Consider the following 17,976-nt stretch of genomic DNA (forward strand, 5'->3'; position numbering starts at 1 on the left):
AATCCTCATATTTATTATCGATATTGGGCTAAATATTCAGTAAAACTGATCGTGTTATCTTGCTCGAGCTGCTGTTGTTGCTGCAATGACTTTTGTGACAATTCATTGAAATATTTAAGTGTTTCTTTGCTTAATCGATGTGATTCATAGAGATTGCTATGCTGATGGGCCAAATGCTGACCAAACTGCCACATGCTGCTGTGGCTACGAATATCTCCGACAATCAGGGCTGACAAGGTCGCATCAACTTCATCGACACGGATCTGCATGGCTTGCATAGCATTGCTATATAGATCAGTTTCATAAGCCTGATCGAGCAATTGAGCCAGTGGCTGCATACGTTGCAAATGTAAATTACACCAGTCTTCAATCATATAGCGCTGGCCATTTTCCATAATCGCAGCGTTATAGGCGCGGCCACGATTGACCACTTCAGCCTGATTCTGGTCAATGATTTCCTGTTCGGCATCCAGCAATGCCGGGCTGTCTTGCAATAAGCAGTACAGTGCCACTACTTCCAGGAAGCCGGCAGTATCTTCATTGATCCCGATCGCGCTATACGGATTGACATCTACAGCACGCAGCTCAACATAGCCGATCCCGCGATTTTGCAAGGCTTGCGATGGAGTTTCACCTTCTTTAGGTACCTGCTTTGGACGCACCAGACTGTAGTATTCATTTTCAATCTGTAGCACATGGTCATTGATCTGAATTGGCTGACCATTGGCATCATCCAGACCCAGACGGGTAAACTGTTTGTACGGTGTTCTGACCGCTTTTTGCAGACCTTCCAGATAATCCTGCAGATTATTGTAGTGAATACCGAGCTGTTTCTGCGCTGAATTCTGGTAGCCAAAGCGTCCCATCCGTAATGCAGTCGAATAAGGCGTATATAAAGTACCGCGTACCAGCGGAAATAGATGGTGATCACGTCCAGTCATAAAACACTGGCACACTGCTGGACTGGCACCAACCAGGAAAATTACCAGTGGCGTTAAACGAATAAAGTTACGGATCAGCCCCATATAGCGATGGCTGCGATAATCCTGCAGGCTTAAAGCGCGTAGCTCTTCATCAGTTTCCTGTTCCTGAAGTGCTATAAAGAAATTATCCGGGAAAGACAGATTATAGTGAACCCCGGAAATGGTCTGCATACGGCGACCATAACGCACGCCTAAACCATGACGATACAGCGTTTTAAATAAGCCAATATTGGAGCTGCCATATTGCGCCAGCGGGATATTTTCATCCTTACTGTCGAGCATGCACGGCATAGACATCGGCCAGAGCTTTTCATCATTTTTCAGATGACGATGTACAAAGGCATGAATGTCGGTCAGATAGTTTAATGCCTCAGTAATACTCTCTTTCGGTGGAGTAATAAACTCCATCAAGGCTTCAGAATAATCGGTCGTAATATGCGGATGTGTCAGAGCTGAACCTAAGGCATGAGGATGCGGTTCCTGCGACAGGAAACCATTGCTTTGCATACGCAAGCTCTCACGCTCGATACCGCGCAGCATTCCTTTGATGAGCGACGAATCTACCCATTCCGGTAATACATCATGGGCAGTCGATTCAGGTTGACTCATTACAATCTCGCTTAATGGGGGTAACTATTAAAATAGAATCATCGGTTTAGCTTAGTATACCGCGATTTCCAGACAGCACATGCTGCCCTGCCTAGTTTTCAAGCAAACCATTGATTTTTAGTTGGGCAAATTTTTAACACAAAGTTTCTCTATAAGACATGTGAAATTTGTGATTTTATTGACAAATAAATGCTAATAAATTGTAAACAATATGAATTATCAAGATATTTTAGACTTTTGGTTTAGTCCTGAGACTCAACCCAACTGGTTTGCCAAAAGTGACCAGTTCGACCAAAGTTTGAAGGAAAAATTTGGCGATATTCTGGAACAGGCGAGTAGAGCTGAACTGTGGTCATGGCGTAAGAATGCTGATGGTCGATTAGCTGAAATCATTGTTCTGGACCAGTTCTCACGCAATATTTTTCGGGATACGCCGCGTGCTTTTGCTCAGGATAGTCTGGCTTTGGCACTGGCTCAGGAAGCCATCAGCCAAGATCTGGATAAACAGCTGAGTCCGGAGCAACGTTCCTTTCTTTATATGCCTTTCATGCATAGCGAATCTCAATTAATACATGAATTTGCGCTAAAATTATTTCAGCGCCTCGGCAATCCAGAAAACCTCGAATATGAAATCAAGCATAAAATCATTATTGACCGTTTCGGACGCTACCCACATCGCAACCAGATTCTGGGCCGTGAATCCACCGAGGAAGAATTGAGTTTCCTGACCCAGCCAGATAGCAGCTTCTAGAGGTCTGTAACTCGCTGGATCATCCTATCAGGAGAACGAAGATGAAAAAAACCGTCATTGCCCTGAGCCTTGCGACGACTGCCCTGCTTTCTGGCTGTGCAACGACACCGTCCAAGCCGCTTACCTTTGACCAGCTCGGCCAGTACAGCACTACTCCACTGAATGCCAACACTTATCGCATCAGTTTTCAGGCGCGACCTAATATGAGTTTCGGTACAGCCGAAGAAATTACCCTGCTGAAAGCCGCGCAGACCACAGTTCAGAACGGTTTCCAGTTTTTCCGGGTACTGAACGATCCAAGCAACCGTACCCAGCAACCACCGCGTCAGGCGATTGTCTATCCGGCGCCTAGCGTCTATCCATACGGCTATTATCGTCCTTATGGTTATTCCCGTCGCTATCCGGGATTCTGGCCCGATCCATTCTATGACCAGCCCTATACTGTCACTTTAGATCCTGCTCAAGTGGCTTATACCATTGAGTGCTTTAAAGCCGGTCAGGAGCCGAAAGATGCCTTTGATGCCCGCTTGATTTTACAATCACTTGGCGCTAAATATGGAGTAAGTCCATCCGGCCAAGTACTCCAACCGCAGCCGGCCACGCCCTAATAACAGGATGATTTATGCAGAAAGAGCAGCCGTCACCGAGCTTACAACGCAGTAAACGTTTTGCGACTATTGCACTGGTCGTCGCAGTACTGGCTTGGCTGGCGCTGATGATTACTGCCAAACTGCTGCCTGAATATGTCTGGCTGATTCATATTCTGATGCTCTCTGCCGAAGCAGGTGTAGTCGGTGGTCTGGCGGACTGGTATGCAATTACCGTGCTGTTCCGCAATCCTTTTGGCCGGCTACCGATTCCAAAATTTTTACGTGACCATACTGAAATTATTCCACGCAATAAAGCCCGGATTGCCGAATCTATGGGGCGCTTTGTGCAGGAAAATTTCCTTTCCCCGCAAATTGTGCAGCGCAGTCTGGCCAGTACCGATTTAAGTCTGGCTGCTGGCCGCTGGCTGGCCAATCCGCAGAATAATGCTCAAGTCACACAAGTGATTCAGCAGACCGTACCCAAAGTATTTGAATTTGTCGGGCAGGAACAGATCGCCGGATTTATTCAGAGCAATAGTGTGCAATGGGTCAAAAACACCCAGATCAATACCCTGGCCAGCGAAATGCTGCGCGCTGTTTTGGAAAATGATTTCCATCAGGATGTGCTGCAACGCGGCCTAGATGTGGTACATGCCTGGATGACTTCACATCCAGAACAAACCCGTGAGCTGACCCGCACTTTATTCAAGGAAATGGGCGTCTGGCGTCTGGCCAAAGGCGCCAGCTGGATCGGTATTGATGTGCAGCAACGCAGTATCGATTCGGTGATTCAGCGGGTGGAAGCCATGCTGGCAGATCCCGACCATCCGTGGCGGCTTAAAATTGAAGAAACAGCTCAAGAATTGATGCAGCAATTGGCAGATTCTGAAAGTATGGCCAGCCAGCGACTGAATGAAACTAAAGATGCCCTGCTTGACAGTCCGCAAGTGCTAAATTTTATCAGTGGTGCAGTGGTCATTTTATGCGATGCCATCAAAGCAGATTTGCAAAAGTCGGATTCGGGGATTGCGGAGAATCTGCGAGTCGCCATTCAGCAAGTCGGTGAAAATATTATTTCAAATACTTCAGTGCGTGAGTTGCTGAATAACCGTCTCAGTGGTATCGCTGTCGATTTGAGTGACCAGTACAGTGAGAAAGTGATCCGTTTTATCAGTGAACGTATTCATGAATGGGATTCGACTGAGATGATCGACAAGATTGAAAACGAAGTCGGTGGTGACCTGCATATGATCCGGGTCAATGGTGTCGTGGTCGGGGCCTGTATTGGTCTGATCCTTGGAATCATCCGCGCTGCAGTCGAGCATCTGATTTAGTTGGTTTTTTCAGCTATAGAACTTATCTGTTAGCGAATACTTTTTACCTTCTAAAACTTCTTTCTTAATTCTCATTGATAGAAAACAATTATTTGGGTGGCTGATTTCCTGACATATCGACCAGCAATCCGGCAAATTTGCGTACAAAAGGCAAAAGCGTTACCACAATTGGAAAAGCAATTGCCCAGGAAATCATCCAGTTATGAAACCAGAGTGCCATAAAGCCCTCAATCCAGCCCAGATTGCGCAGCATGTTAATCATGGAAATAATTCCACTCATCAGGCAGGACAGGATAAAAGGCACAATGACCAAGGCCCATTTGGCTGGAAGTTTGGGAATATTGCCGATAATAGTCGGGCGCTGTTTTGAATCCATGCTGACTCTTTTTATAGTTTCAATCAGGCTAATATAGGCCATTTTGATTCATTTTTTTATAGCAAAATTTGCAACTTATTTATTCCCCTCTTTCTCATGTGATCCTTCATTGATGACCGACCGATGGATAGAAACTATAGACTACTAATCGTATATTTTTTATTCCCCATAAATGGTTTTACCTAAAGAGTCGGAAATTTGCTATATTTGCTGTTTTTCTGCGATATCTATTTTCGACTGATTATGAATACGGCAATCCAAGCAGCTCTCGATCATGCAGTGCAAACTTTACAGGCACAAAACGTACTCCCATCTGACTGGAACAATACAAGTAATTTGACGCGTACCAAAGACCGCAGCCACGGTGACTTTGCATCAAATATTGCCATGATCGCGTCTAAAGCTGCGGGGATGAAACCGCGTGATTTAGCAGAAAAAATCCTTGCTGCCCTGCCTGAAGTGGCGGATATCAGCAAGGCAGAAATTGCAGGCCCAGGCTTTATTAACTTCTTTTTAAATGCAGACCAGCGTTTTGCTGTGCTGGATCAGATTCAGGCTCAACAGGCAACGTATGGTCGTACCCAGGCCAATGCGGAAAAACGCGTTCAGGTTGAATTTGTGTCTGCGAACCCGACTTCTAGCCTGCACGTAGGTCATGGTCGTGGCGCTGCTTATGGTATGACTGTTGCAAATCTGCTTGAAGCGACAGGTGCCAAAGTTGACCGTGAATATTATGTCAACGACGCTGGCCGTCAGATGGATATTCTGGCGACTTCAACTTATCTGCGTTATTTAGAATTGACGGGTCAGGAACTGGTGTTCCCGAAAAATGCCTATCAAGGTGACTACGTCAAAGAAATCGCACAAAGCATTATTGATAAAGACGGCGATATCTATGTTCGCCCTGTTGCAGACGTTTATAAAGACGTCCCTGAGGACGTACAGTACGCTGCCGAACCGGATGCTGAAGGCAATAAAGTGATTGTTTCAGGCGATAAAGAAAAGCACATTGATGGCCTGATCTTCAACTCACAAACTTTATTAAATGAAGGTTACCGTGTATTCCATCAAGCTGCGTTAAAAGCCATCCTTGATGATATTAAAGATGACCTCGGTGAATTCGGAGTGACTTTCAATCAATGGTTTAGCGAAGCAACTTTGACTGAAAAAATTGGTGAAGCGCTACAAACTCTAGATCAGCGAGGCTTCCTGTATGAAAAAGATGGCAACATCTGGTTCAAGTCAACTGAATTTGGTGATGAAAAAGACCGCGTAGTGAAACGCCGTAATGGTCAAACCACTTATTTCGCGTCTGATATTGCGTATCACCTAAACAAATTACAACGTGGCTATACCGATATTATAGATATCTGGGGTTCAGATCACCACGGTTATATCGCACGTGTAAAAGCAGCGATTGATGCTCTGGGCTATGACTCGAAAAAACTGACTGTACTTCTGGTTCAGTTTGTCAGCCTGTGGCGTGGTGGAGAGATGGTACAGATGTCCTCTCGTTCAGGCCAGTTCGTGACTTTACGTGACCTGCGTAAAGAAGTCGGTAATGATGCAGCGCGTTTCTACTATGTCATGCGTAAATCTGAACAGCACATTGACTTCGACCTTGACCTTGCCGTATCTCAAAGCAAGGACAATGCCGTGTATTACATCCAGTATGCGCATGCGCGGATCTGCCGTATGTTAGAAAAGGCAGCCTCTACAGGTGTGAACTTTGATGCAGCCACTGCACGTGGTCTGGCAGCCAAACTTGAGCTGGAAGCGGAGACTGAAATTCTGGCAAAGCTGGCAGCTTATCCAGAGATTGTCGTTCGTGCTGCAAACAGCTATGAACCGCATCAGATTGGTAACTACCTGAAAGAGCTGGCTGCGCTGTTCCATGGCTGGTACAACGACAACAAGGTTCTGGGCGATGATGCAGAATTAACTCAGGCACGTTTACTGTTATCTGTAAATGTTCGCCAAGTGCTGCGTAACGGTCTGGAACTGCTTGGTGTATCTGCGCCTGAGAGCATGTAAGCAAAACACTGTTTTGCATGCTCGCAAGGCGAGAGCTAAGCTCGAAGCGAAAATGTAAAGCACTGCTTTTACATTGACGCAAGACGGAGAGCTAAGCTCGAAGTAAGCATGCTATTCATTGCCGTTTATCTGCTGAATAAACATTTTGTAACTTTAGCTATGTGTTTGAAGATGCAGATAAATTAAAATTCTGTGTGATTTGTGATCTAGATAATGACTTTTCTATCACGATCACATAGGATGAAGTCATAGTAGGGGCATAACTGCTGTTATGCCTTTTCTATTTGCCCCGATAAATAAGAGGAAATCCCAAGTGTTTGGAAAAACGCAGCGCGGTGTATCTGAAAGACCGAATAAGCCCAAAAAGCCACTTATTCCTACCTGGCTCGGCACACTCGTGATCATTTTAATCGTGTTAAGTTTTTTAATGGCACTCATGCTGTGGAAGCCATGGGAACCTGTTAAACCTAAAAACCAGGCTACGGCTGAGCATTCTCAAGAAGAAGATACCAATAAAGACTACCGTTTTTATGATCTGTTGCCACAGCAGCAAGTGACACCGATTCCTGAAGAGGCGGTTCCTGAAGCAAAAAATCAGGAAGCAGTGGTGATTGTAGAGGCACCACGACCTGAAGTTGATGAATCAGAAACAGCAACTGAGCCAGGTCTGGATGCAACCGAAGCCCCAACTCCTGCTTCTGCAAGCTATATTTTACAAGTTCGTAGTTTTGATGACCCGGATCAGGCAGATGCCCGCCGTGCAGAAATCATTCTCAACGGTTTATCTGCAGATGTAGTCCGCAGTGTGGAAAATGGCAAGGTTTGGTATCGTGTCGTGTCTGGACCTTATGATTCAGCAGAATCTGCGATTATTGCACAGCAAACCTTACAGCACAGTGGTATCGATTCCATTGTGGTCAAACGATAAGGTTTAAATATAGAAAAGCGCCAAATGGCGCTTTTTTGTTCCTTCTCCTAAAAGAAGAGAAAATCTCCCCCTTTATTAAAGGGGGAATAAGGGGGATTTACTTATTCTAAGTTAGCAAATATTTAATCCCTCCAACCTCCCTTTAAAAAGGGAGGCTTTGGGCACTTAGATAGTGTGACCTAGAGCCTCGCCCATCAGCACGGTTGAATTGGCTTTAAATTTCTCATCCCATTGCATCTTGTTTTCCTCAAACAGGATAACGGCGGTTGAACCTAGGTAAAAACGACCCAGTTCAGCGCCTTTTTCAAGGAATAAATTGTGCTGGTTTAGCTCGATACGACCAGATGGTTTTACCTTGCCAGTCGCCACAGTTTCAATGCCAGCGACAATCATCGCACCAACTAGAACCACGGCCATACGACCAAGTTCGGTATCAAACAGACATACCATACGTTCATTACGGGCAAACAGGCCCGGAATATTTGCAGCCGTGGTCTGGTTGACCGAGAACAGTTCACCCGGTACATATAAAGTTTCGGTCAGAGTCCCGGCGAATGGCATGTGAACACGGTGATAGTCACGTGGTGACAGATACACGGTCGCAAACTCCCCGTTCTTGAATGGTTCTGCCAGTTGCGGATCAGCAATCAGGTTTTCAACAGTAAACTTTTGACCTTTGGCTTGGAACACATCGCCATTTTCAATTTTACCCAGTTGGGAAATCGCGCCATCTGCCGGAGATACGATCGCAGTTGAATCAGCATCGACCGCACGCACTCCAGTTCTTAATCCACGGGTAAAGAAATCATTAAATGATTTGAATTTCAGGGCATTGGTTTGCTCAGCAATCGACATATCAATCCCGTATTTGGTCTTGAATGCTGCGATCACGGCTGTTTTTACAATCGGATTTTCGCTGGCTGCAATTTTTCCCACCACACGGGACAGGCGATGCTGTGGCACCACTTTTTGGGCCTGGATAAACAGTTGTTGTTTTAGACGCGATGTGATGCTCAAGATGGCACCTCTCCTGTAGCGATTGGACTATCGAGGCGGTTGCCCCATTCACTCCACGCACCATCATAGGCTCGAATATTCCAGCCGAATAAGCGACCCAGAATATAAGCCAGACCTGAACGGTGATGGGACTGACAATACACCACAACCGGCTGATCCAGATCAAATCCCAGTTGTTCCAGACGCTGCTGAGTACGTGGTAAAGGATGTAATTTTAAATGATTTTGCCGGTTAAGGGCAGTACTCCACTCAAAATGACGTGCGCCCGGGATGTGACCACCGCGTCGCGCGGCCAGACGCAGGCCAGTATATTCATCTTCCGTACGACAATCCCATATCTGAATCTTTCTATTTTCAATGAGTTGTTTTAATTCATCATAATCAATCTGAAACTCAGCCTTTCTTTTAAGATTGACTGGAATCAGATGATCAACGGGTGTAAACGTTTCCTGATCTGATGAAGTCGGTAGTCCCGCACCCAGCCAGGCATGGATGCCGCCATTGAGTAAACTGGTATTTTCAAAGCCCATGCAATGCAGGTTCCAGAGCAGACGCCCTGCCCACGCACCGCCTTCATCATCATAAGCTACGACATGATGTTCAGGAGAAATATTCAGGTAACGAATTAAAGCTTCCAACCCTTCTGCATCCGGTAACAGGCCCATGGCTGTTTCTTCCTGACGAACCAGCAGCTTGGGTTGCAGATGTAAGGCATGTGAAATATGCAATTGTTCATAAACCGACGCCCGGCTTAAATCAACAATCCGAAGTTTTTCGTGTCCCAAATGCGGAACCAAATCTTCTGCTTCAATCAGCAGACCAAAGTCAAAGGCGGAAGCTGTCATCTTAGTAGTTGTCATTGCGGTCAAATCCTTTTGATCTTAGCACAGCTCATTTTTTCAATTATGTTGTTTTTATCTAGATCCTTAGCATAATTTTAGCTAAAGCTGATTTAAGAAAGACCATCATCCAAGAAAAAACCGCCTCATGATTGAAGCGGTTTTTTGAATAAAGCAGAGATTTTTAGGCAGGTTCTGAGATATTGAACACCTGACGCAAATACGCCAGGAAGGTATCATTATCCGTCATGGTTTTTCCTGGACTATCGGAGATTTTCGCCACGGATTGACGGTTACATTCCACCAGTTTCAATACGATATTTAGCGGCGTCTGCCCCATATCATTGGTCAGATTGGTGCCGATCCCGAAACTGACCTGAAAACGGTCTTTAAAGTATTGATGCAATTTCCAGGCTTTTTCCAGATTCAGACCATCACTAAAAGTCAGCATTTTGGTTTTACTGTCAATTTTCAGCTTTTTATAATGTGCATAAGCTTTGTCACCCCATTCATAGGGATCGCCACTGTCATGACGCAAGCCATCAAACAGTTTGGCAAAGTACAGGTCAAAGTCACGCAGGAAAGCATCCATCCCGACCACATCGGTCAAGGCAATTCCGAGGTCACCACGGTATTCTTGAACCCAGGTTTCCAGGGCTGCTTTCTGGAAATTACGCAAACGCACATCCAAGGCCTGAAAGGCTTGCAGAAATTCATGCGCCATCGTCCCGATCGGAGTAATGCCCAATTCTTTGGCTAAGTATACATTACTGGTCCCACGGAACACGTGCGGTGCAGCTTTATTGAATTCTTCGACGACATGCTTTTGCCAGTCAAAACTATAACGACGGCGGGTACCAAAGTCTGACACCAGGAATGGTGGATCATTCGGATTCTGCGCGGCATCATACTGTTTTAAAAGTTCGATTTTGGCCTTAAGACGGCGCTCACCCTCAGCCCGCACTTCAGGTGTACGGATGCGGCTGAAATACAGTTCATTCACAATGGCCAGTACAAAGATTTCAAACATCATTGCCTGAACCATGGGGCCTTCAATAGTAATATCCAGGCGGCCTTCACTATCGATGGTGGCCTTAATAAAACGCCGTTTGAGCTGGAATAGTTCCAGATAATCCACAAAATCGCTTTTGATAAAACGCAGGCTGCGTAAATATTGTAATTCGTCTTCTTTAAATTTGAGCTGACACAGCAAATTCAGTTGGTGATTCAAATCATCCAGAATATCCGTCAGTGGATATTCCGTGTCTTCCAGATTGCGACAACGGAAATGATAGACACTATGCGTTTGCGGAAACTTGTGTAATACCACTTGTAGCATGGTGAATTTATACAAGTCAGTATCTAACAAAGAGTGGATAATTGGAGCCATAACTAAGGGAAATATCGCTGTGCTTATCCCGCATTAAAGCATAAAAGTTTAGGCAATATTGCAGGATTTACGTACAGCTAGCTGAATTATCGACAAAAGTTCAAGAAAATAAACTGCTTCCTGCTCGGTTATTTGACTGCTTTCACCCCGTTTTCCTGTTCCTTGATAATTTTCTGTAACTGCTTTTCCTGACCGATCACCTTGGCAAATTCAGCTGTGGTTTTTTGCCCGGTTTTCTTGGCTTGGGCATCACAGTCAACCTGACGCAGCTGTTTGGCAATGGCAAATTCCATTTTGAACAAGGCACCCATCAAGGCTGTATTGCCACGGTTGTCCCGGGCGCAGCGGTCTGCCCCTTTGGCCAGTAAGGTGGTCACAATATCCTGATGGCCATAATAGGTCGCCATCATCAACGGGGTATAACCATCTTTATTGCGTACATCGACTGGAAAGCCGTGTTTTAAAAATTCATTGATCACTTCGCTATTGCCGATTTTAGCGGCAGCAAAAAACAGATCGATCAATTCCTGTTGTGAGGTCATCTGAACGCTTGCCGCAGTTTTTGCAGGGGAGACATTCTTCACTTCAGCAGCAGTTGCGAATGCGGAGCTAAAAGCAAGAATACTGGCTAAAAATGCATATGGCAGAACTTTCATGATGAACTCCAATAGAAATCGAAAGGAAAATTTAAGTCTCTAAAGACTCAATTGACCTAAGATGAAATAAAAAACAGAGTGCCTGTAAAACTCCCCCTAGGGTGCAGGAAAGGTTTGGAGTATTACAGGACTTTTTGGAGGTGATGCGCTAGGCCCTAGTCACCAGTTCCTCAAGACCCATCGGAATTAGTCTTTTAATTTTGCAGCTTTGGCTTTAACGATGGCGATGTCACCATTGACAGCTTTGGTCATACGCATACCGTAGTCCGCATCTGCCTTATAGAAGTAAGACAACATGATGTGCTTGGTTTCTGAATCTTTGACATTGCCCAGATCAGCCGCCAGGTTCATGATCAGGTCATCTTTCTCTTTGGCAGTATATGAACGGTACAAGTCACCTGCTTGCTTGAAGTTTTGCTCTTTAGTACCGATCTGTTGCACATGACCAGTCAATGGCGTTTCAACTGCACGCGCTTTTTCAGTCGCCGGTTTTGGCTCTTTACGGCTTGGCTCGTAGTTCACATCAGAGTCACGTTCAGACACATTCATGTGACCTTCCTGGTTATTGTTGTTCACATTCACCACAGGACGGTTTACCGGAATTTGCTGATGGTTGGCACCTAGACGGTACATTTGTGTATCTGAATAAGAGAAGATACGGCCTTGAAGCAAACGGTCTTCAGAGGGTTCGATACCTGGGACCAGATTACCTGGTGCAAATGCAGCCTGTTCAGTTTCATTGAAGAAGTTCTTCGGCATACGGTTCAGCGTCAATGTACCGACTTTCACTTCTGGAACCAGTTTGGTTGGCCAGATTTTGGTTGGGTCTAGCGGATCGAAATCAAAGCTGTTCAGATCTTTAGGATCAAGCACCTGAATATACAGATCCCATTTCGGGAAATTACCTGCATAGATGTTGTTATAAAGATCGTTGGTCAAGTGGTTGAAATCTTTACCTTGTTGCACAGCTGCTTCTTTGACGTTCAAGCCCTTCACGCCCTGTTTAGAGCGGAAGTTGAATTTCACGTACTTGTATTCGCCTTTGTCGTTATACAGTTTGTAGGCATGTACACCGAAACCGTCCTGTTCGCGGTAGCTGGTTGGGACACCTTGCTTGCCATAAACATAAGTCAGCATGTTGGTTGCCCAAGGCTGGCTAGACAGGAAGTCAAACACACGGTTGGCATCTTGTACGTTGGTGACCGGGCTTGGTTTCATCGCATGGATGAAATCCGGGAATTTGATTGCGTCACGGATAAAGAAGACTGGCGTCTGGTTACCGACCAAATCCCAGTTACCTTCTTGAGTATAGAACTTGATGGCGAAACCGTGCGGGTCACGTAGGGTTTCTGGTGAACCTTTACCATGAATGACAGTAGACATGCGCACAAAAACTGGAGTTTTGGTACCTGCCTTGAATAAAGAAGCAATCGTTAAATCAGACAGATCTTTCGTCGTAACGAATTCACCATAAGCACCCGTGCCACGTGCATGAACCACACGTTCAGGAATGCGCTCACGGCCAAAACGTTGCAGTTTTTGAACCAGTTGTACATCCTGCAGCAAAGTTGGACCTTGTGGACCCGCAGTGATTGAGTTCTGGTTATCACCGACAGGTGCCCCGTTATCTTTGGTTAATGGCGCAGCTTGGGCAGCTGTCACCGTTGCAAGCATTGCAACAAGTAATGAACGCTTAAACATTTCTAAATCTCTCAATTTAATACCTTTCCTGCATGCAGCTAAGATACGTGAGAGTATAAAATAGATAAAACAGATAATTTTTATAATTATGATCGTGTTTTTAGATAGTTTAAAATATTATCAATGCTAATCAATAAATTAAGCTCATTTTTTAGACATTAACTTAATAATAGATGAGTCTGATCTTGCTACAATGGCGGCAATTTTAAATCTAACTGAAATTGATTATGCGTGCATTATTACAACGGGTACTGGAAGCCAAAGTCGTGGTCGATGGTGAAACCACCGGAGAAATTGGCAAAGGTATTCTGGTTTTTCTGGGCCTCGGTAAAGAAGATAATCTGGAAAAAGGCAAAAAACTGATTGATAAGATATTGAAATACCGTTTCTTTGATGATGAGCAGGGCAAGATGGGCTGGAATGTCAGTCAGGCCGGTGGCGGTTTACTGCTAGTGTCCCAATTTACCTTGATGGCGCAAACTCAAAAAGGCTTACGTCCGGATTTTGGTCCCGCCATGCCGCCAAGCGATGCCAAGGTCTTGTATGAACAGCTGGTTGAATATGCGCAGAGCCAGTTCGAAAATGTACAAACCGGTATTTTTGCGGCCGATATGAAAGTGCATCTGGTCAATGATGGGCCGGTAACGTTTAATCTGGAAGTTGAATAAACCGTCATTGTTCCAAAATGAAAAAAGCCCTCTTGATGAGGGCTTTTTTATGATAATCCTTCCCTAGCCCCTCCTTTAATTAAAGCAGGGGGATTAGGAGTTATTTACCAGTTTTCTCTTTAATAAACTGACGTGCCATTTTCACTTTTTCTTTGACCGGTTTTGGCAGTTTAGGCGGAATCATTTTCGCGACCTGGTTAAACCAGACCAGCAGACCAAAATCGCCTTCCATTTTAATTGTGCCACTTTGCATACCGGTCATGAATGCAGTCGGATCACCTTTGAGCAACGTTTTTACACCCTGTTCGCTGTCAGCAAATTGCAGCACAAAATCAGCTTTTTCTGCATCACCTGAAACAGTATCGATATGACCATTATTCACAACGATCTGACGTGCCATTCCTTCATCTGTTCCGATCTGGATACGGAACTGGCGTTCATGTACCAATTCAATAAATTTCGGGCTGGTGCGTGCTAACTGCTTCATACGTAATGCAAGACCTGCGACCAGCAAATCAAGTGGATCGGTACTGAGGTCAACCAGAGGAAGTTTGAGCACAGGAATGGAGGACAGTTTCATGGAATTATGCCTATTCTAATTGTACGAAAATTGACAAATATCCTAGCATAGATCAAAGCCAGGCAGATGCAGGACTTTGTATCATATTTCTAAACGAAAAATGCACCCGCAGGTGCATTATTTCGCTGATATTAGAGAACTTAACGGCTAGATAGCTGCTGCTGGTCATCTTCATACACTGGTGTATGTTCGATATAACGGCGTTTAGCCAAAGCACGCTCTGCACGTCGATCTTCACGCAATAACAGTAAGGTCACTACGACCATCACGGCCGTTAAAGCTGTCAGATAGCTATATGTCATCGGGAGCTCAAACAAGGCTTGAGTACCTACTCGAATCACTTCGATCAGGCCCCAGGCCAGCATTCCCGCAGCCATAAAACTTAACCAGCGACGATAAGGCGAGAAGAAAACAGCAAGCACAGCCGCGGCGACTAAACTAAAGCCTACGAGAGTTGCTAGATTCGCTGTTACCATATAAACCCCTCCATCCAAAAGGATAGTGTGTATGCTTGATATTGCAACCGTCCTACCTATTGAATTTCGTTAAATCAATAAAATGGAATGTGTTGATTTGTATCTCTATGCATGCATTATGCTGAGTTTTTTACATAAAAAAAGTCCTGTTTTCTCCCCTTACGACATACTCTGTCGCGATATTATTTTGTCATTACATTTTTTATTTTCACAGTATTTGTGGATCAATTGCTGCGTCAATGTTGGCGTGTCATTACAAAATCATATGCCCTTTCATCGACTTAAAAAAAATATTTTCCGTTTAAGATGATCGGAGTATTTATAGACAAGCTGCGCCGTCCCTCGATAAAAGTTAAGCTAAAAATATAAAAAAACGCGACCCTAAGGCCGCGTTGGATTTCACCGCAAAGCTATGTGTTACGCGCGGCTCAGATCTTTATCATGTACACCGAGCAGGTAGAGCACACCATCCAGACCCACGCTGGAAATGGCCTGATTGGCATTCTGACGAACCAAAGGCTTGGCACGGAAAGCCACACCTAGGCCCGCAATTGAAAGCATTGGCAGGTCGTTGGCACCATCACCTACAGCAATGGTCTGTTCCAGAGAAATTCCCATGTTGTCGGCAATTTCACGGAGCAATAAAGCCTTGCGTGCGCCATCCACAATATGACCTTTGACTTCGCCTGTCACCACGCCATCCTGCACATCCAGAACGTTGGCATGAACTTCATCAATTCCCAGTTTGGCTTGCAGATATTCTGCAAAATACTGGAATCCACCAGACAGAATTGCGGTACGGTAGCCCAGTGCTTTCAGGGTGGAAATCAGGCGTTCTGCACCTTCAGTCACGGTCAGACGCTCAGCAATTTTTGGCAATACCGATGCATCCATGCCTTTTAATAAAGCAACACGGGCACGGAAACTTTGCTGGAAGTCCAGCTCGCCCTGCATCGCGCGTTCAGTGATTTCAGAGACTTGGATGCCGACACCAGCTTCAATTGCCAGCTCATCAATCACTTCCTGCTCGATCAAGGTCGAGTCCATGTCAAAGCAGACCAGACGACGGTTACGGCGGTAAGCATTATCTTCCTGTACTGCCACATCGACATTCAGGTTATTCGACAGGCTTAAGCAGGCTGCACGCATGGCTGCTGCATCCAGCATCTGGCCTTTCAGACCAAACTGTACACAGGCACGTTTAGGGCCAGTATTGGAACCATCCAGCTCAGGACGGCCAGAAAGACGGGTTACGGTTTCAATATTGAAGCCCTGACTCGACACAATCTGGGTCACGGCTTGCAGATGAGAGGCATTTAATTCCGGGGCCAATGCCGTTACGATATAACGCGTGCGGCCACCCTCTCTTACCCACTGTTCATATTCAGCAGCAGAGATTGGTTTAAAGCGCACTGTTAACCCGATATCATGTGCTAGAATCAGGATTTCCTTCATGGCTAATGCTGTTGCAGTTTGGTCATCAGACGATACAACAATACCTAAGGTCAGTTGATTATGAATGACCGCTTGCCCCACATCTAGAATCTGTAAGGAATGAGCGGACAAAACCTGCATTAATCGTGTAAATTGATTAGGCTGGTCGGGTCCTAAGAATGATATAAGAATGATTTCTCGCATGAATTGACTCGGGTCTGAGCTACAACTATTGTTAGAATCATAATCGAAATTGAACAGAATTGCCTTGGAAGTTTACGTTGAATGCGCCTAGACAAGGGCTATTTGCTAGCCTACTGATTGTAAGTTTTGCTCTGCATACCTTTTTACTGGTATTGGCAACGACTCACCAACTGAATGATAACCGTGCCAACCAGGGACAGCTCATGACGAGCCAACTGGTCACAGACAGCCTGGCGGAGCTTGAACCGGCGAACCGCGTTTCTCTGGCACTTCTGGCCAACCGTTATGCGACTAACCCAAGCGTTGCTTCAATTCGTATCCTGGATGCGAATGGTCAGGTTTTAGCCACTGGTGGACTGACCAAGACCCGTGATGGGGAAGTTTTTGTCCGAGATGCCCTGCAAAACGAGAAAAAAGTCGGTGTGATCGAAATCACCCTGATTGAGCCAAGTATTGGTGAAATTCTGCGGACTCAATGGCTCGCCATTCTGTTCTCTTTCATTATTCATGGTTTGCTTTGGGTCGGTTATCGTGCGGTAGCGCGTCCAAGCCGTACCGAGTATCTGGCACGTATCAATAATGAATCGCGACTGAAATTCGAGATTCAGACTTTAACTCAGGCATTAGAACAGGAAAAGCATAATGCTGCCCTCGCCATTGCCCAGGCACAGCAAGCCCTGAAAAACAAACCGAAAGAAAAAGACAGTAAACCTGTGGTCCTAGATACCGATAGCCTGAGCTTGAACATTCAGTTCTATGATCCAAAACAGTTGCTAGATAGTGTGAATAAGACGGTATCGGTTCCTTACTTCAATCTGTGCCAGATTTTCCTGAACAAAGCTACTGAACTGTGCATCCAGCACTACAAACTGAACAGCACGGATATTTGTACCGTACACAAGTTTGATGAAAAAGGTGCCAGTATCAGTATTGCGGCAGAGAAGCCAGATGCCCTCGCCTGTCTGACCATGATCAGTTCAGTATTCCAGTTGCTTTCAGAAGTCCTGTATAAGCGTTATCGCGAAGAAAAACGTTTTGTCCTGCAGACACGTAGCGCAATTTCTTCAGCCGTTGAAGAAATGCAGCTTAATTCCGTTCAGGCTGCAGAACGTCTGGTTCAGCAACTAGTCGCTAAGGAAAGTGCACTGCATGTTCCTAATGCCCTGTTGAAACAAATCGCGGACCACTTTGAGCTGGTCAGCATGCCAAATCCGACCAATGTTCTGACCCGTCATGCCTTTGTGGTCAATGGGATGGATGCGGAAAGTGCTGAACTAGCGCAAAGCTTCAGAACCGAGATTCTCAAATCGAAACAGTCTAAAGCGTCCTAAGTCACAGAAAGCAAAAAGCCCGATTGAATATCGGGCTTTTTATATGAGAGAAATAAAATCTTCAGCAGTCAGGAT

General features: G+C 45.3%; 17 protein-coding genes. 7 read left to right on the top strand and 10 right to left on the bottom strand.

The window, feature by feature from the left end:
* Positions 1-14 precede the first annotated feature (14 nt).
* Positions 15-1,592, bottom strand: a complete 1,578-nt coding sequence (gshA, locus tag FTU19_RS04310) for a glutamate--cysteine ligase (RefSeq protein WP_179991906.1) — start codon at positions 1,590-1,592, stop codon at positions 15-17.
* Positions 1,593-1,803: 211 nt separating this feature from the next.
* On the opposite strand from gshA, the gene FTU19_RS04315 reads away from it, so the two are divergent.
* Genes FTU19_RS04315 through FTU19_RS04325 form a run of 3 tightly spaced genes read left to right on the top strand, consistent with a single transcriptional unit; the run spans position 1,804 to position 4,267 of the window.
* Positions 1,804-2,343 carry a DUF924 family protein gene (locus FTU19_RS04315; RefSeq protein WP_166137519.1) on the top strand — a complete coding sequence of 180 codons (540 nt, stop codon included), beginning with the start codon at positions 1,804-1,806 and terminating at the stop codon, positions 2,341-2,343.
* A 41-nt stretch (positions 2,344-2,384) separates the two neighbouring features.
* A complete protein-coding gene (locus tag FTU19_RS04320; RefSeq protein ID WP_180025288.1) occupies positions 2,385-2,951 on the top strand; it encodes a hypothetical protein in 567 nt (188 codons plus the stop codon).
* A gap of 14 nt (positions 2,952-2,965) precedes the next feature.
* A complete protein-coding gene (locus FTU19_RS04325; RefSeq protein WP_159124210.1) occupies positions 2,966-4,267 on the top strand; it encodes a DUF445 domain-containing protein in 1,302 nt (433 codons plus the stop codon).
* 88 nt (positions 4,268-4,355) lie between these two features.
* Here FTU19_RS04325 and FTU19_RS04330 read toward each other — a convergent pair whose 3' ends face one another.
* A complete protein-coding gene (locus FTU19_RS04330) occupies positions 4,356-4,643 on the bottom strand; it encodes a DUF2798 domain-containing protein (protein WP_125278848.1) in 288 nt (95 codons plus the stop codon).
* A 243-nt stretch (positions 4,644-4,886) separates the two neighbouring features.
* On the opposite strand from FTU19_RS04330, the gene argS reads away from it, so the two are divergent.
* A complete protein-coding gene (gene argS / locus FTU19_RS04335) occupies positions 4,887-6,677 on the top strand; it encodes an arginine--tRNA ligase (protein WP_180130197.1) in 1,791 nt (596 codons plus the stop codon).
* A 313-nt stretch (positions 6,678-6,990) separates the two neighbouring features.
* The gene (locus FTU19_RS04340) at positions 6,991-7,605 is read left to right on the top strand and encodes an SPOR domain-containing protein (protein ID WP_159124212.1); all 615 of its coding nucleotides are present in this window, start codon (positions 6,991-6,993) and stop codon (positions 7,603-7,605) included.
* Positions 7,606-7,770: 165 nt separating this feature from the next.
* Here the strand turns inward: FTU19_RS04340 and asd are convergent, their stop codons facing one another.
* From asd to FTU19_RS04365, 5 genes are all read right to left on the bottom strand, one after another.
* Positions 7,771-8,622, bottom strand: a complete 852-nt coding sequence (asd, locus tag FTU19_RS04345; protein WP_180130199.1) for an archaetidylserine decarboxylase — start codon at positions 8,620-8,622, stop codon at positions 7,771-7,773.
* A complete protein-coding gene (locus FTU19_RS04350) occupies positions 8,619-9,467 on the bottom strand; it encodes a sulfurtransferase (protein WP_180130220.1) in 849 nt (282 codons plus the stop codon). Before FTU19_RS04350 ends, asd begins: the two co-directional genes overlap by 4 nt.
* A gap of 178 nt (positions 9,468-9,645) precedes the next feature.
* Positions 9,646-10,851 carry a nicotinate phosphoribosyltransferase gene (pncB, locus tag FTU19_RS04355; protein ID WP_180130201.1) on the bottom strand — a complete coding sequence of 402 codons (1,206 nt, stop codon included), beginning with the start codon at positions 10,849-10,851 and terminating at the stop codon, positions 9,646-9,648.
* Positions 10,852-10,979: 128 nt separating this feature from the next.
* A complete protein-coding gene (locus FTU19_RS04360) occupies positions 10,980-11,507 on the bottom strand; it encodes an ankyrin repeat domain-containing protein (protein ID WP_180130203.1) in 528 nt (175 codons plus the stop codon).
* A 186-nt stretch (positions 11,508-11,693) separates the two neighbouring features.
* Positions 11,694-13,208: a catalase gene (locus tag FTU19_RS04365; protein ID WP_180130205.1), complete on the bottom strand. Its 1,515-nt coding sequence runs from the start codon at positions 13,206-13,208 to the stop codon at positions 11,694-11,696.
* Between the two features lie 227 nt (positions 13,209-13,435).
* On the opposite strand from FTU19_RS04365, the gene dtd reads away from it, so the two are divergent.
* A complete protein-coding gene (dtd, locus tag FTU19_RS04370; protein WP_004281259.1) occupies positions 13,436-13,876 on the top strand; it encodes a D-aminoacyl-tRNA deacylase in 441 nt (146 codons plus the stop codon).
* Positions 13,877-13,976: 100 nt separating this feature from the next.
* On the opposite strand, the gene FTU19_RS04375 is transcribed toward dtd, so the two are convergent.
* The 3 genes from FTU19_RS04375 to serB all read right to left on the bottom strand — a co-directional run bounded on the left by FTU19_RS04375 (position 13,977) and on the right by serB (position 16,570).
* A complete protein-coding gene (locus FTU19_RS04375) occupies positions 13,977-14,456 on the bottom strand; it encodes an SCP2 sterol-binding domain-containing protein (protein WP_004281258.1) in 480 nt (159 codons plus the stop codon).
* A 140-nt stretch (positions 14,457-14,596) separates the two neighbouring features.
* Complete coding sequence (gene aciT, locus FTU19_RS04380) at positions 14,597-14,932, bottom strand: ciprofloxacin tolerance protein AciT (RefSeq protein ID WP_034703185.1); 336 nt, start codon at positions 14,930-14,932, stop codon at positions 14,597-14,599.
* A gap of 417 nt (positions 14,933-15,349) precedes the next feature.
* On the bottom strand, positions 15,350-16,570 hold the full coding sequence (serB, locus tag FTU19_RS04385) for a phosphoserine phosphatase SerB (protein WP_180002568.1): 1,221 nt from the start codon (positions 16,568-16,570) through the stop codon (positions 15,350-15,352).
* A gap of 77 nt (positions 16,571-16,647) precedes the next feature.
* On the opposite strand from serB, the gene FTU19_RS04390 reads away from it, so the two are divergent.
* Positions 16,648-17,901 (top strand): hypothetical protein, encoded by a 1,254-nt coding sequence (locus FTU19_RS04390; RefSeq protein ID WP_159124187.1) that lies wholly within the window; start codon positions 16,648-16,650, stop codon positions 17,899-17,901.
* Positions 17,902-17,976: the final 75 nt, after the last annotated feature.

Source organism: Acinetobacter sp. YH12072 (assembly GCF_013419565.1).
Taxonomy (GTDB): domain Bacteria; phylum Pseudomonadota; class Gammaproteobacteria; order Pseudomonadales; family Moraxellaceae; genus Acinetobacter.

Bases quoted from the DNA above. Each gene is read 5' to 3' on its own strand.
- FTU19_RS04375 (WP_004281258.1), bottom strand. From the start codon at position 14,456: ATGAAACTGTCCTCCATTCCTGTGCTCAAACTTCCTCTGGTTGACCTC.
- pncB (WP_180130201.1), bottom strand. From the start codon at position 10,851: ATGGCTCCAATTATCCACTCTTTGTTAGATACTGACTTGTATAAATTC.
- argS (WP_180130197.1), top strand. From the start codon at position 4,887: ATGAATACGGCAATCCAAGCAGCTCTCGATCATGCAGTGCAAACTTTA.
- FTU19_RS04320 (WP_180025288.1), top strand. From the start codon at position 2,385: ATGAAAAAAACCGTCATTGCCCTGAGCCTTGCGACGACTGCCCTGCTT.
- serB (WP_180002568.1), bottom strand. From the start codon at position 16,570: ATGCGAGAAATCATTCTTATATCATTCTTAGGACCCGACCAGCCTAAT.
- FTU19_RS04350 (WP_180130220.1), bottom strand. From the start codon at position 9,467: ATGACAGCTTCCGCCTTTGACTTTGGTCTGCTGATTGAAGCAGAAGAT.
- dtd (WP_004281259.1), top strand. From the start codon at position 13,436: ATGCGTGCATTATTACAACGGGTACTGGAAGCCAAAGTCGTGGTCGAT.
- FTU19_RS04325 (WP_159124210.1), top strand. From the start codon at position 2,966: ATGCAGAAAGAGCAGCCGTCACCGAGCTTACAACGCAGTAAACGTTTT.
- FTU19_RS04365 (WP_180130205.1), bottom strand. From the start codon at position 13,208: ATGTTTAAGCGTTCATTACTTGTTGCAATGCTTGCAACGGTGACAGCT.
- FTU19_RS04330 (WP_125278848.1), bottom strand. From the start codon at position 4,643: ATGGATTCAAAACAGCGCCCGACTATTATCGGCAATATTCCCAAACTT.
- FTU19_RS04360 (WP_180130203.1), bottom strand. From the start codon at position 11,507: ATGAAAGTTCTGCCATATGCATTTTTAGCCAGTATTCTTGCTTTTAGC.
- aciT (WP_034703185.1), bottom strand. From the start codon at position 14,932: ATGGTAACAGCGAATCTAGCAACTCTCGTAGGCTTTAGTTTAGTCGCC.
- gshA (WP_179991906.1), bottom strand. From the start codon at position 1,592: ATGAGTCAACCTGAATCGACTGCCCATGATGTATTACCGGAATGGGTA.
- FTU19_RS04315 (WP_166137519.1), top strand. From the start codon at position 1,804: ATGAATTATCAAGATATTTTAGACTTTTGGTTTAGTCCTGAGACTCAA.